The organism is Oceanospirillum multiglobuliferum (assembly GCF_900167095.1).
Classification (GTDB): domain Bacteria; phylum Pseudomonadota; class Gammaproteobacteria; order Pseudomonadales; family Halomonadaceae; genus Oceanospirillum; species Oceanospirillum multiglobuliferum.
This window is the reverse complement of the sequence record NZ_FUXG01000001.1, coordinates 198,753-212,681: the sequence shown is the minus strand read 5'-3', so window position 1 is coordinate 212,681 and position 13,929 is coordinate 198,753. Positions and strand designations below refer to the sequence as shown.

At 46.0% G+C, this 13,929-nt stretch carries 13 protein-coding genes and 1 other RNA gene; 11 read left to right on the top strand and 3 right to left on the bottom strand.

Annotated elements, in window-relative coordinates; translation table 11 throughout:
• The 4 genes from B5D26_RS00955 to B5D26_RS00940 all read left to right on the top strand — a co-directional run bounded on the left by B5D26_RS00955 (nt 1) and on the right by B5D26_RS00940 (nt 3,205).
• Nucleotides 1-1,257 (top strand): cytochrome b, encoded by a 1,257-nt coding sequence (locus B5D26_RS00955; protein WP_078743805.1) that lies wholly within the window; start codon nt 1-3, stop codon nt 1,255-1,257.
• Nucleotides 1,257-2,018 carry a cytochrome c1 gene (locus tag B5D26_RS00950; RefSeq protein ID WP_078743804.1) on the top strand — a complete coding sequence of 254 codons (762 nt, stop codon included), beginning with the start codon at nt 1,257-1,259 and terminating at the stop codon, nt 2,016-2,018. The genes B5D26_RS00955 and B5D26_RS00950 overlap by 1 nt, the downstream gene beginning before the upstream one ends.
• A gap of 114 nt (nt 2,019-2,132) precedes the next feature.
• Nucleotides 2,133-2,765, top strand: a complete 633-nt coding sequence (locus B5D26_RS00945) for a glutathione S-transferase N-terminal domain-containing protein (protein ID WP_078743803.1) — start codon at nt 2,133-2,135, stop codon at nt 2,763-2,765.
• Nucleotides 2,766-2,779: 14 nt separating this feature from the next.
• Nucleotides 2,780-3,205 carry a ClpXP protease specificity-enhancing factor gene (locus tag B5D26_RS00940; RefSeq protein ID WP_078743802.1) on the top strand — a complete coding sequence of 142 codons (426 nt, stop codon included), beginning with the start codon at nt 2,780-2,782 and terminating at the stop codon, nt 3,203-3,205.
• Between the two features lie 126 nt (nt 3,206-3,331).
• On the opposite strand, the gene B5D26_RS00935 is transcribed toward B5D26_RS00940, so the two are convergent.
• The 3 genes from B5D26_RS00935 to B5D26_RS00925 form a co-directional block, all read right to left on the bottom strand.
• The gene (locus B5D26_RS00935) at nt 3,332-3,931 is read right to left on the bottom strand and encodes a phosphoheptose isomerase (RefSeq protein WP_078743892.1); all 600 of its coding nucleotides are present in this window, start codon (nt 3,929-3,931) and stop codon (nt 3,332-3,334) included.
• A gap of 12 nt (nt 3,932-3,943) precedes the next feature.
• Nucleotides 3,944-4,312, bottom strand: a complete 369-nt coding sequence (locus tag B5D26_RS00930) for a YraN family protein (protein ID WP_078743801.1) — start codon at nt 4,310-4,312, stop codon at nt 3,944-3,946.
• Between the two features lie 104 nt (nt 4,313-4,416).
• Nucleotides 4,417-6,303 (bottom strand): penicillin-binding protein activator, encoded by a 1,887-nt coding sequence (locus tag B5D26_RS00925; RefSeq protein ID WP_078743800.1) that lies wholly within the window; start codon nt 6,301-6,303, stop codon nt 4,417-4,419.
• 166 nt (nt 6,304-6,469) lie between these two features.
• Between B5D26_RS00925 and rsmI the strand changes: the two genes are divergently transcribed.
• The 7 genes from rsmI (at nt 6,470) to B5D26_RS00890 (ending at nt 13,903) form a co-directional block, all read left to right on the top strand.
• Nucleotides 6,470-7,318 carry a 16S rRNA (cytidine(1402)-2'-O)-methyltransferase gene (gene rsmI / locus B5D26_RS00920; protein WP_078743799.1) on the top strand — a complete coding sequence of 283 codons (849 nt, stop codon included), beginning with the start codon at nt 6,470-6,472 and terminating at the stop codon, nt 7,316-7,318.
• Between the two features lie 47 nt (nt 7,319-7,365).
• Nucleotides 7,366-7,735, top strand: an RNA gene (gene rnpB / locus B5D26_RS00915) — RNase P RNA component class A.
• Nucleotides 7,736-7,816: 81 nt separating this feature from the next.
• Nucleotides 7,817-8,755: a 16S rRNA (cytosine(1402)-N(4))-methyltransferase RsmH gene (gene rsmH / locus B5D26_RS00910; protein ID WP_078743798.1), complete on the top strand. Its 939-nt coding sequence runs from the start codon at nt 7,817-7,819 to the stop codon at nt 8,753-8,755.
• A gap of 100 nt (nt 8,756-8,855) precedes the next feature.
• Nucleotides 8,856-9,218 carry a cell division protein FtsL gene (ftsL, locus tag B5D26_RS00905; RefSeq protein ID WP_078743797.1) on the top strand — a complete coding sequence of 121 codons (363 nt, stop codon included), beginning with the start codon at nt 8,856-8,858 and terminating at the stop codon, nt 9,216-9,218.
• Nucleotides 9,215-10,912 carry a peptidoglycan D,D-transpeptidase FtsI family protein gene (locus B5D26_RS00900; RefSeq protein WP_078743796.1) on the top strand — a complete coding sequence of 566 codons (1,698 nt, stop codon included), beginning with the start codon at nt 9,215-9,217 and terminating at the stop codon, nt 10,910-10,912. The genes ftsL and B5D26_RS00900 overlap by 4 nt, the downstream gene beginning before the upstream one ends.
• Nucleotides 10,912-12,492, top strand: a complete 1,581-nt coding sequence (locus B5D26_RS00895; protein ID WP_078743795.1) for a UDP-N-acetylmuramoyl-L-alanyl-D-glutamate--2,6-diaminopimelate ligase — start codon at nt 10,912-10,914, stop codon at nt 12,490-12,492. Before B5D26_RS00900 ends, B5D26_RS00895 begins: the two co-directional genes overlap by 1 nt.
• Nucleotides 12,479-13,903, top strand: a complete 1,425-nt coding sequence (locus B5D26_RS00890; RefSeq protein ID WP_078743794.1) for a UDP-N-acetylmuramoyl-tripeptide--D-alanyl-D-alanine ligase — start codon at nt 12,479-12,481, stop codon at nt 13,901-13,903. Before B5D26_RS00895 ends, B5D26_RS00890 begins: the two co-directional genes overlap by 14 nt.
• The last annotated feature ends 26 nt before the right edge of the window (nt 13,904-13,929 follow it).

Sequence of the window (13,929 nt, the reverse complement as noted above, 5' to 3'; positions counted from 1 at the left end):
ATGGCTGGTCATCGTAATAAAGGTAATCCAGGTCTAATGGGCTGGATTGATGATCGTTTCCCAGCTACGGCAATGTGGGAAGATCACCTGAGCAAATACTACGCACCAAAGAACTTCAACTTCTGGTATTTCTTTGGCTCTTTGGCGTTATTGGTACTGGTTAACCAAATCCTAACAGGTGTTTGGCTAACGATGAGCTTTAACCCAAGTGCTGAAGGCGCATTTGCTTCTGTTGAATACATCATGCGTGATGTGGAATACGGTTGGTTATTGCGTTATATGCACTCTACAGGTGCTTCTGCGTTCTTCGTGGTTGTTTACCTGCACATGTTCCGCGGCATGATGTACGGTTCGTACAAAGCGCCTCGTGAGCTGATCTGGATCTTCGGTATGGCGATCTACTTGGCACTGATGGCAGAAGCCTTTATGGGTTACCTGCTACCTTGGGGTCAAATGTCTTACTGGGGTGCTCAGGTTATTATCTCTCTGTTCACTGCAATTCCAGTGGTCGGTGCAGACTTAGCACAGTGGGTGCGTGGTGACTACCTGATCTCTGGTATTACACTGAACCGTTTCTTCGCGCTACACGTGATTGCCCTGCCAATCGTTCTGTTGGCCTTGGTGGTTCTGCACATCATTGCATTGCACGAAGTAGGTTCTAACAACCCAGACGGTAACGACATCAAGAAACACAAAGACGAGAACGGTATTCCGCTTGACGGCATTCCTTTCCACCCATACTACACCCTGAAAGATATCGTGGGCGTAGCGGTGTTCTTGTTTGTGTTCTGTGCGATTATTTTCTACGCACCAGCGATGGGCGGCTACTTCCTAGAAGCGCCTAACTTTGAACCCGCTAACCCGTTGAAAACACCTGCTCACATTGCACCAGTTTGGTACTTCACACCATTCTACGCGATGCTGCGTGCGATCACGTTCCCAATGTTTGGTCTAGACGCTAAATTCTGGGGTGTGGTTGTGATGGGTGCGGCAATTGCGATTCTATTCGTACTGCCTTGGTTGGATAAGAGTCCTGTGCGCTCAATGCGTTACAAAGGCATGATCAGCAAGCTGTTCTTGGTTGCCTTTGCTATTAGCTTTGTGATTCTGGGTGTGTTGGGTGCTATCCCATCGACTCCGGGTCGTACATTGCTGGCGCAGATCTGTACCGCTATCTACTTCGCATATTTCATTCTGATGCCTTGGTACACCAGAATGGAGTCCACTAAACCAGTGCCAGAGAGAGTGACAGGCTAATGAAAAAGCAACTGATTGCACTGATTTTAGCGCTGATTCCTTTCACGGCGCTTGCAGCAGGTGGTGGTAATGTCCACCTAGATAAAATGGAGCCTGATCTATATGATAAAGCTTCATTACAGAATGGTGCTAAGCTGTTTGTAAACTATTGCATGGGTTGTCACTCTGCACAGTTTCAGCGTTTTGCCCGTACTGCAGAAGATTTAGGTATTCCTCAAGATGTGATTGAAGAAAACCTGATTTTCAACAGCACTGTTAAGTACAATGACCAAATGCGCATCTCTATGCAAAAGCATGATGCTGCGGTTTGGTTTGGTGCTGCACCACCTGATCTAAGTTTAGAAACACGTCTGCGTGGCACTGACTGGGTGTACACTTATCTGCGTAGTTTCTACGCTGATGATAAGCGTCCTTGGGGTGTGAATAACACGGTTTTCCCTGACGTAGGTATGCCAAACGTATTGGCTTCTCTGCAAGGTATTCAGGAGAAAGTGTGTGACCCTAATACGCATAACGCAGAAGTGGATCCTCTTTCTGGTAAGCAAGTGGGCGAAAGCTGCTTGAAAACCACTAAAGAAGGTGCGATGAGCAAAGCTGAGTTTGATAAAGCAGTTTACGACCTGACCAACTTTTTAGCTTATGTAGGTGAGCCTTCTAAGCTACAGAGTAACAGCATGGCACCTTGGGTGTTGGGCTTCATCGTAATTCTGTTCTTCTTCTCATACCTGCTGAAGAAAGAATACTGGCGCGATATTCATTAATCGTTAGCTGGTAAAAAAGAGAGCGTGCAGCTTTTAAAGTTGTGCGCTCTTTTTGCTCTTAGAGCAAAGATATGCTTTTATAGTAGCCTTAAAATTTTTGATAGGGGTTAGACAATGGGTGTAGCAGCCAAGCGTTCTTCGATGACTTTTTATTCTAACGGCGAAGATCACTACAGCCATCGTGTCCGTATAGTGCTGGCGGAGAAGGGAGTCGCGGTTGATATTTTGGATTGTTTAGAATCCAACAAGCCTGCTGAATTGGCTGATATCAATCCGTATAACAGTCTGCCTACTTTGGTTGACCGTGAGCTGGTTTTATATGAAGCAAATGTAATGATGGAATATCTGGATGAGCGTTTCCCGCATCCGCCATTACTACCTGTTTATCCAGTCGCACGTGCACAAAGCCGTTTGTGGATGCATCGCATTCATCGCGAGTGGTGCGTGAAAGTGGACACTATTACTGCAGCTAAAAATGAAAAAGAAGTGGAGCTAGCGCGTAAAGAACTGCGTGAAAGCATTATCGGTATCGCGCCAATTTTTGACGAAATGCCTTACTTCATGAATGAAGAGTTCACTTTGGTCGATTGCTGTATAGCACCGATTTTATGGCGTCTGCCTGCTTTAGGTATTGAATTGCCAGAGAAGCAAGTTCAGCCGCTTTTGAGGTACATGAATGATCGTTTATTTAAGCGTGAAGCATTTCAGGCAAGTTTGTCTGAAGCTGAGCGTGAAATGCGTTTGTAATCAGCGTGAATCCTATGTCGACAAGTCGTCCTTATTTGGTTCGAGGCTTATATGAGTGGTTAGTTGACCACTCGATGACGCCCTATATTGCGGTAGATGCCACGCTGCAAGATGTGATGGTGCCTTCTCAACATGTCCATGATGGGCAAATTGTACTCAATATCTCAATGAGTGCAGTGCATGATCTTTTGATTTCTAATGATGCTGTATCATTTTCAGCGCGTTTTGGAGGGGTGCCGCAGCAAGTTTACATCCCTATTTTGGCTGTAATGGCTATATACGCGAAAGAAAATGGACAAGGTATGGTTTTTGGTCAAGAACCAGATCTACCTGATCCTGAAGATGATGACTTTAGCGCCGACTCTATTGGCGAAGGCGCTAATAAAGCACCTGCGAAAGAGAGTGCAAGTAAGCGTCCAGCTTTGCGTGTCGTAAAGTAGGTCGCATTGATCAATGTAGTTTTTAGGCTTTGGTCAACGATAAGTGAATCATAAAAAAGGCATAGCGGCCAAGCCACTATGCCTTTTTTATTTTGTCTGTACTTCTTTTGCTAATCCTGGTTAGGCTTAGTCTTCTTCCATTGCGCCAAACAGTTGATAGTCAATTTGCTCACACAGGCAATGCATGGCTAGTAGGTGTATCTCTTGAATTCTTGATGGATGTTCGGCTGGAGCTCGGATCTCTATATCGTCGCTACTGAGTAGCGAGGCCACGTCGCCACCATCCCCGCCCGTTAGAGCGATAACTGTCATATTACGTTCATGGGCGGCTTGTACGGCTTGTACGACATTGTTTGATTTGCAACTAGAGGTAATGACCAATAAAAGGTCTCCTGGTTGGCCTAGTGCACGTACTTGCTTGGAAAAAACCTCGTTGAAACTGGCGGTATTGGCTATAGCGGTCAGCGTTGAGCTGTCAGTGGACAGTGCCATTGCGGGTAAGCTGGGGCGGTCTTTGTAGTAACGATTTAGCATTTCTGAGGCAAAGTGTTGTGACAATGCCGCAGAGCCGCCATTACCACAGCACAATATTTTACCGTCGTTAATTAAGCAATTCACCATTACTATACTGGCATGCTCTAATAGTGGAGGTAGTACTTCGCTGGCGGTTGCCTGATTGTCAATGCTGCTATGAAAGCTAGCTATAATGCGGTCTTGCAAATCCATAAGTCTGGCCATTTAAGCTGTAATTGCAGACTCAAGCCACTGTACGTTAAGTACTCCTGTTTTTGTTGTAGGAGTTAACGTAACAACGTCAATGCGCCAAGGCTGCGAGGTCGGAAAGCGCTGATTGTACAACAGTGCTGCTCGGATTAAACGCTGCTGTTTTGTAGAGGTGATACTTTCTGCTGCGTTACCATAACGATTACTCTTACGAAAGCGTACTTCAACAAAGACACGAACGTCATGATGTTGCATTACAAGGTCTAGTTCTCCGCCTTTAAAGCGCACGTTTCGGGCGCTAAAGCCCAGACCTTGTTGTTCTAAATATGCGAGTGCATAATTTTCAGCTTCCATTCCCATTTGATAAGACTGTACTTTGTCCATGTTTCTTATCCTTAGAAACTTGTGTTCGGTGAACTGCTCTTAATATTTACACTATTAAGAGCATGAAAAGCATTTTATACAGCTACTTAGTACGTTATGACTTATCAGCTAGAAGGTGATTCGACCCGTTGGCGCATTACAGGTTGGCCGTTAATAAAAGTTGCCCACTCAAGATGACGTGTGACAATTTGATTTTCCTGTAGTGATAATGCGCCTGTTGCGCCATAAACTTTGCTGCCGGGCAATGCTTCTAGCATACGCAAACGACCTGCAAGCTGTAGTGCATCTGTACCCATCGCAAACAGTCGCCCATAGCGACTGCTCTCTTTTGGCCAAGCTTTCTGAATATTTTCCTTTAAGGCAGAACCTTCTTCAAAGAACCAAGGAATATCGCAAAAATGAATACCATTTAAATCTTGGTCGCGCTGTGTGTCAGGCTTACCGTTATAAAGATGAGAAGTTGCGTAAACAGGGATCTGACTGGCGTAATAAAAGGCCAATGCAGGTTTTACTTGTCGGGCTGTGGTGGGCGTGGCGACTAAAAACAGCATATCGGCATCTTGTCTGCGGCGAGGCTCAAACTCTACTTTTTGATCAAGTAGTTGGCTTATCCGTCTCCAGCGTCGTTCGCTACGATCAATCTCAAGCATTTTTTTGATGCTTAAACCTAAATTGGTTTTAGATGAGTATTGGCTGTTTTCAGCAATAGTACCACCTTGTTTCTGCCAATCGGCTTCGAATGCGGTCAGTGCTCGCCCACCCCAATCACTGGATGGGGTTAATGTTAGTGCGCGCTTTTTACCATCTTGCCATGCCGCTTGTGCCGCCTGTGCGGCCTCATCTTCCGCAGAGATGGCATATTGAAATAGCTGAGAATTATCTGTTGACGGGGCTGTACCATAGTTTAAAGCAAGTGTAGGCAGCGGTAGGCTGTTTCTAGTTTGCAGTTCGGTTACTCTGCTTTTTTCTAAGGGGCCGATGGCAACTTCAGCACCTACGCTTAATGCCGAACGATACAGTTCTCCAGTATTGAAGCTATTGCTGTCAAAAAAGCTCAGCTTTGGCGTACTTGCTCCCTGAGATTGAGCTTCTAATATTGCTGAGAGCATACCGTCCCGAATCGCATTGCCTGCTGCCGCTAGGTTGCCTGTTTGGGGTAAAAAGACGGCAATATGTTGAATGGGGCTGCGGCTAATATCGACTAGGAAGGCCATATCCCGAGGTAGGTTTAATGCAGCAGGGTGATCATGCCATTGTCTGAGCCAACGACTCAATTCTGCTGTAAATTGATCTAGATTAGTCGCCGCTTCTTTGCGTACTCTTGCAAGGTCTAACCAACCTAGCATCTCAGGGTGCTGCTCTTCGGCTAGTAATAACCGAATGTCTTCTAGGGTGATATTTAGAATATTGCTCCAAAGCTGCTCATAAGATTGCATTTGCTCATTGCCGCTTTGTTGCTGGCCCAGCATCAGGTATTCCCGAGCGCTGGCCTCGTGGTAGCCTAGCGCGCTGTATGCCTTAGCGCGATATAAGGTGAACTGCAGCTGTTCTTTGATACTCATGCGGTCATAGATCAGTGTGCCAGTATTATTGAGTGCAATGAGTGCCTGCCAGCCTTCGCCACTGTTTAAACTGAGTTCAGCACTCAAAAAGACAAACTGTTTCTGCTGTTCAAAAGGCAGGCGATAAGCGTGAATTTTAGCAAGCAAGCGTAAAGCTGAATCGTTTTTTTGCTCTTGTGCTAGAATCTGCGCGGCACGTAAGCGGTATATTTGCGCTTGGTCAAAGTTTGCTTGTTGAGCCAAAGCTAATAACTCATCAGCAGTTAATGCACGAGCCACTACAGTTTTTTCTACTGCGGGTGTTGATGTTGGTGCAACTGGCTTTTGTGTTGGTGTGCCACAGGCTGCGACAAGTGCAGTCAGGGTGATCACCAATAAAGGCTTGATGTAACGATGGCAGTTAGTGGCGTTATAGTTTGAAACAAACATAAATTAACTCTTGAGTGACTCAGTGTTAAGAGAGTGTTTTTGTGCTCAGTAAGGTCAGAATAAATTCGTAGCCGAGTGATCGGCTTAAAGCATCAATATAACGGTTATCGGTCAGTTTTTAATAGCGATTTACGCAGGTAACCATTAATCAGTAAAGGTTTCAAAGATGTCAGAGTCCATATTGTACGTGGTTGCCACTCCAATTGGTAATCTTGCAGATATTTCAGAACGTGCTTTAACAGTATTGCGCTCAGTGGATTTGATTGCAGCAGAAGATACTAGGCATACTCGACAGCTGTTGATGTATTTTACTATCAACAAGCCACTGTTTTCTGTACATGACCATAATGAGCATCAGCGAGTTGAAAAGGTGTTGGCTGATTTAGCATCAGGGCTTTCAATTGCGCTAGTCTCAGATGCAGGAACGCCTTTAATATCTGATCCTGGCTTTGTTTTGGTTCAGGCGGTGCGGCAGGCTGGTTTTAAGGTGGTGCCAGTGCCTGGCCCTTGCGCTATGGTTGCGGCGCTGTCTGCGGCAGGTTTGGCAACTAACCGTTTTTGCTTCGAGGGCTTCTTACCCGCTAAGAGCAGCGGTCGCAAAAAACAGCTGCAAACGCTGTTGAATGAACCTAGAACTATGGTGTTTTATGAATCGCCGCACCGTATTGTTGAATGTCTGAATGATTTACAAGCGGTGTTTGGCCCTGATCGCTTGTTAACGTTGGCACGTGAGTTGACTAAAACGTTTGAGACGATTCTATCTGGCTCAATTGAACAGATCATAACTTGGGTACAGGCTGATCCGAATCAGCAGAGAGGTGAGTTTGTGCTTGTGCTTGCAGGAGCTCCAGAGCAAGAGGAGTCTGAATCACTGCAAATAGCAGCAGAGCAGGTGTTAAAACTCTTATTAGAAGAGTTGCCTGTCAAGCAGGCTGCGGCACTGACAGCTAAAATTACAGGTCAAAAGAAAAATGCACTTTATCAGCAGGCCTTGGCATTACAAAGCGACAATTAAAAAAACTAGTTGTTTGATGTGGGGCTTCCTTATATCCTTGCTCGCTTGGAGTCGGCCAGACAGTCGCTGCTTGATACGGTTTACCGTTGAGAGGGGAGGAAAGTCCGGGCTCCGCAGGGTAGAGTGCCAGGTAATGCCTGGGGGGCGTAAGCCTACGGAAAGTGCAGCAGAGAGCAGACCGCCGATGGCCTTTTAGCAATAAAAGGATCAGGTAAGGGTGAAAGGGTGCGGTAAGAGCGCACCGCGCAACTGGTAACAGTTTGTGGCACGGTAAACCCCACTCGGAGCAAGACCAAATAGGAACCCAACGGTGTGACCCGCACTGGGTTCGGGTAGGTTGCTTGAGATCTATGGTGACATAGATACTAGATGAATGACTGTCCACGACAAAACCCGGCTTATCGGCTGGCTCCAACATCATTTGCTTCGGCCGCTTAGTAAACTTGTTTTCTAAGCGGTTGTTGATCTGGCTAACGCAAATCAAATTCAGAACACATCATGACACAAGCTTTTCAACACCTGACCGTTTTGTTGAATGAAGCCGTAGAGGCTTTAGTTCAGTCACCATCTGGCACTTATGTTGATGGCACTTTTGGTCGAGGTGGGCATTCCCGCGCCATTCTTAATCAGCTGGATGCCGAAGGGCGTTTAATCGGTGTTGATAAAGATCCTTTAGCGTTGGCGGAAGCTCGTAACCTTGAACAACAAGATAGCCGTTTTAAAATATTTCAAGGCTCTTTTGCAGAGATGCAAAGCTATGCGGAATCTGAGCAGGTAGTAGGCCAGTTAGATGGCATTCTGCTGGATCTTGGGGTCTCTTCTCCACAGATTGATGATCCGGAACGTGGCTTCAGTTTTATGAACGATGGCCCTTTGGATATGCGTATGAATCCCGATGCGGGAGAATCTGCCGCTGACTTTGTGAATTACGCTTCAGAAAATGAAATTATCCGCGTGTTAAAAGACTATGGTGAAGAGCGCTTTGCTCGCCGTATGGCGCGTGCGATTCTGGCTGAACGCCAGATCGAACCTATAACACGGACAGGGCGCTTGGCTCAAATCATTAAAGAAGCGAATCCCGCTTGGGAAAAGGGTAAGAACCCTGCCACGCGTGCTTTCCAAGGGATTCGTATTCATGTCAACCGAGAGTTGGCTGATTTGGAACTATGCCTAGAGCAATCTTTAGATCTATTGAAAGTGGGTGGACGCTTGGTTGTAATCAGCTTCCACTCATTAGAAGATCGAATCGTAAAGCGTTTTATGCGAGACATGGTAAAGGGGGATACGCACTTGCCGCCGCACATTCCTTTTACACAAGATCAGCTGAATATTCGTCTGAAGCATGTTGGTAAAGCAATTAAGCCGTCTGCTGAAGAGGTTCGCATTAATGCACGTTCTCGTAGTGCAGTGATGCGTATAGCGGAAAAAGTAGCTTAATACATTAAATGGTCGGAGTGCTTGAGCTTGCTTGTATGCAACTGCTTGAGCAAGCTGTAAGTCACTTCGATTGAATCGCCATCATTTATGAGAGTATGGCATGACTAAAATTATTGGCGCTACGCCTCGACATAATGAGTCCCCGTCTTTCATGCTCAGAATACAGGCTGAGCTTCTGGCGTTGTTACCTTCCCGTGTTCCTTATTCCGCTATTTTATTTATAGGCTTCACTTTGTTGACGCTTGTGTCATCGCTTTTGGTGGTGTATGCCGCTTATGAGAACCGTCAAGCTTATACACAGCTACAGGCTTTGGAGCGTCGGCAGTTGCAATATGAGGTTGAATGGGGACAGTTAATCTTAGAACGCAGCACACTCGCCTCACCCAGTCGTATTGAGCAAATAGCGCGGGACTCATTGCAGATGCAGCTGATCTCTCCCAATCAAGTGCAGGTCATGAAATGAGATCCAAGCCGACACTTGCAATCATCGGGTTTCGCTATCCTATCGCACTCACCGTATTACTATTGGCAGGACTTCTTTTGGCTGGACGAATGGTTCAGTTACATATTGCTGATCGTAACTTCCTGCAAGAACAAGGTGATGCACGTAGCGTGCGAGAGGACAGTATCCCAGGTTACAGAGGCATGATCACTGATCGAAAAGGTGAGCCTCTAGCTGTTAGTACTCCCGTTACTACAATCTGGATGAATCCTAAGCACTTTCAGGCTACAGAGGTTCAGCTGAAAGCATTGGCTAAGTATCTACAAATATCTCTGCCGAGTTTGCAGAAAAAGCTGAAGCAGTCAGAAGGTAAAGGTTTTGTATACTTAAAGCGCCACATGATTCCTTTGGAAGCGGATCAGATTTTAGCGCTAGATATTCCCGGTGTGTACGCTAAGCCAGAATATAAGCGTTACTATCCTGTTCATGAAATGGCTGCCCATTTAGTGGGGTTTACCAATATTGATGATAAGGGACAAGAGGGCTTTGAGCTGGCCTTTGACGAGGCTTTAACGGGTACGTCTGGTAGTAAAACAGTGCTGAAGGATCGTCGCGGTCATGTATTTCGTGACCTCAATATTGTAGAGCCTGCACAGCCCGGCAGAAATTTGACTCTAACTATAGACTTAACTTTACAGTTTATGGCTTACCGTGAGCTGAAGGCAGCGGTTGAACAGCATGGTGCGGCATCAGGAGCCGTTGTTTTATTAGACGCCAAGTCAGGTGATGTATTGGCAATGGTGAGCCAACCTTCTTTTAATCCAAATGATCGCTCTAAGTTGGATGTAGCCGCATTACGTAACCGTGCCTTAATTGATTTGTTTGAACCGGGGTCAACGATTAAACCCCTAACAGTTGCGGCAGGGCTGGCTAGCGGCAACTATAAGGTTACTGATGAGATTGACACTACGCCGGGTTACTTACGTTTAGGTGGGCAGAGTATTCGGGATCACCGTAATTATGGGGTGCTGGACTTAACACATATTATTACTAAGTCTAGTAACGTGGGCGTTGCAAAAATGGCGCTGTCGATGCCTGAGGATACGGTGTCATCTTTTCTACAGCGTGTAGGGCTTGGCCAGAGTACGGGTACAGGGTTTCCGGGGGAGGGCGTAGGCTCTTTGGTTGCACCTTTATCAGGGCAAAAAGCTAAAATTGCCACCATGGCCTATGGCTATGGTATCGCTGTCAATGCGTTGCAATTGGCACAAGCATATCAGGTATTGGCCAATCAGGGTGTGAAAAAGTACGTGCGCTTAATGAAGGGCATTGATATGCCTGCTGATGAAGTTATTTTGCCCGCACACTTGGCTAAAGCGGTCGTGAAAATGATGGAAACAGTGACTCAAACAGGGGGTACTGGTACTCGAGCAGCGATTCATGGCTACCATGTTGCGGGTAAAACAGGCACTGTTCACAAAGTTGGCAGCACAGGTTATGGCAGCGAATATATGGCTATTTTTGCAGGTATGGCACCTGCGTCAGATCCAAAAGTGGTCGCTGTAATCTGGATTGATAGCCCATCAGGGCAAGAGTATTACGGTGGTGAAGTGGCTGCTCCGATTTTTTCCCGCGTAGTGGGTAATGCCCTGCGTTATTTGAATGTCGCACCCGATAATATTGACACGGTTAAACAGGTTGCAGGGGCAAAATAATGCAAACGCATCATATTAATGTGATGGCGCGTAAAGTGCTTGAGCAGTTAAGCCAATGTTTTCCTGAGTTGCCTTTGGCGCTTGCAGGAGCTTTAGACAACAAAACCTTCAGTTTGCAGCTGGACTCTAGACTAGTGCAGGCGGGCGATCTCTTTATTGCGCTTAGGGGTAGTCAGCAAGATGGTCGAAACTTTATTTCTGCGGCCATAACAAAAGGGGCTTCAATTGTGCTGGTTGAAGCTGATCAAGACCATTTTGAATTACAAACTTTTGCTGAGCAACAGATCCCCGTTATTGAGTTGAAGACTTTACGTAGTCGTTTAGGGGCTTGGTTAGCAGCATCTACAGGACTTGGTGCAACTCATGGCAGCTGCTTGATAGGGGTGACGGGCACCAATGGTAAAACGTCTGTTACACATTACTTGGCGCAGCTATTAGATGCGGTGCAAAAACCTTGCGCGGTAATCGGAACTGTTGGTATTGGTGCTATTCATCAGTTGCAAACCGCCTCACATACAACGCCTGATCTTATAAGCTTGCATGCTGTACTGGCTAAATTGCAGCAAGATGGTTTTGTTTATCAGGCGATGGAAGTCTCTTCCCATGCATTAGATCAACAGCGTATAGCTGGCGTGCCTTTTTCGATTGCTATTTTCACTAATTTAAGTCGAGATCATCTAGATTATCATGGTGATATGGACAGTTATGGGGCGGCTAAATTAAAGCTGTTTCAATGTACGGATCTTGCTCTGTCGGTGCTTAATTTAGATGATGCCTTTACCGCAACTATTCTTGAGCATCAGCAGGCCAAAAACTGTGTAACTTATAGTTTATATAACACCGAAGCTGACTTGTACTGTGAGTCAGTGCAAGCTTTGCCAGAGGGTTTTTTATTGCAGCTAGCTGGTCGCTGGGGAGAGCATGCATTAAGACTACCTTTGTTTGGTGAGTTCAATATTGCCAATGTACTGGCGGCATTAGCAGCACTTTTAGGCTCAGGCTTTAGTTTGGAACAGCTTTTACCCATTGCGGCTCAATTAAAGCCTGTTGCAGGCCGTATGCAGCTCTTAAGCCAGCCTGATGTGGCAAAAGTAGTGATTGATTATGCTCATACGCCAGATGCCTTGAATAATGCCTTGCAAGCCGTTAAAGCACATTTGAAAGGCCGTCTAATTTGTGTTTTTGGGTGTGGTGGTGATAGAGATCGTGGCAAGCGGCCTCTTATGGCACAAGCTGCAGAGCAGCACGCAAATCAAATTTGGGTAACCAGTGATAACCCAAGGACCGAAAGTCCAGAGCAGATTGTGCAAGAGATCCTGTCGGGTTTTTCACCTAACAGCGCTTTATTGGTGCACATTGAGGTCGATCGTGCTCTCGCTATTCAACAGGCGATTACAGGTGCGGCGGTTGAGGATGTGGTCTTGATTGCTGGGAAAGGTCATGAAAACTATCAAGAGATTCAATCTGTGCGTCATTATTTCGATGATGTGGTGTGTGCTCGGGTAGCGCAACAAGCTACTGCTGAAAAGATTGCACTGAGCCAGAGCCAAAAGATTGGAGCGCACCATGTACCCACTTAATTTAAAGCAGCTTCAACATCACTTTGGCGGAGAGTTAATCTGCTCAGAGACAGAGTCTGAACTTGAGATCAAGTGTCTTCAAATAGACTCGCGTCAAGTGCAACAAGGTGATCTTTTTGTTGCATTAAAAGGTGAGCGTTTTGACGCACATGAGTTTTTGGCGCAAGTAATAGAGCAGGGTGCTGGCTTTTTAGTCGTCAGTCAGCCTCAAAAAACAACTGTGCCACAGTGGCTAGTTGAAAATACACGCATTGCATTGGGGCAAATAGCCCAGCTAAACCGCACTTTATTTACAGCTCCATTGATTGCTATCACTGGCAATAGCGGTAAAACTACCGTAAAAGAGATGCTGGGCAGTATATTGTCCCAGCAGCGTAATACACTGATAACACAAGGTAATTTCAATAATGATATTGGCGTACCTTTGACATTGTTACGCTTAGATCCGCAGCATCAAGCTGCGGCAATTGAGTTAGGTGCGAATCATTTAGGTGAGATTGCCTACACTACGGCATTGGCCCAGCCTGATGTGGGTGTGTTATTGAATGTCACTGGCGCACATTTAGGTGAGTTTGGTTCAATTGAAAACATCGCACAAGCCAAAGCGGAGCTATTGTCAGGCTTGCCTGAAAAGGCTTGTGCCGTTATTAATGCAGATGACTCACATTGTGCCTATTGGTTAAGTTGTGCAGGTACACGTTCAGTGTCGCTGTTCACGCTAGAAACTAATATGAGCCATTTTTGGCAATCACGAAACTGGCCTGAATCAGTGTCGCAAGTGTTGAGCGCGCAGCAAATTCAAGCACAACCATCAGGGTGCCAGTTTACGCTACAATCTTACGATCGAGGTGCTATAGAGCCTAGCTTATCAGCAGAAATTCAATTGCCTGCTTTAGGTTTGCACAACGTTGCCAACGCGTTGGCGGCAGCAGCTGCCGCACTTTCAGTTGGTGTTACAATTGCTGAAATTATGGCAGGATTGACGGCTTTTTCTGGTATTAAAGGTCGTTTGCAGCAGCTGTCAGGTTTAAATGGTGCCTGTCTGATTAATGACACTTACAATGCTAACCCCGGATCAGTGCGTGCAGCGATAGACACTTTGTCAGCGATTTCAGGGAAAAAGATTCTGGTATTGGGTGATATTGGTGAGCTAGGTGATGCAGCATCATCTGCCCACGCTGACTTAGGCCGATATGCTAAGGATAAAGGCATTGATCAGCTCTATACAGTTGGTACTTTGAGTCAACATGCCAGTGATCATTTTGGTACAGGTGCACAGCACTTGCCTGATAAAGTAAGTTTAGTTGAGCAGTTAAAAAGAGAGTTGAGCGCCAATTGTACGGTGCTTGTAAAGGGGTCACGTAGTGCTGCTATGGAAACCATAGTTGAACCGCTTCAGCTTCAAAATTAATAGAAAAATAAAGGATACAACACCGA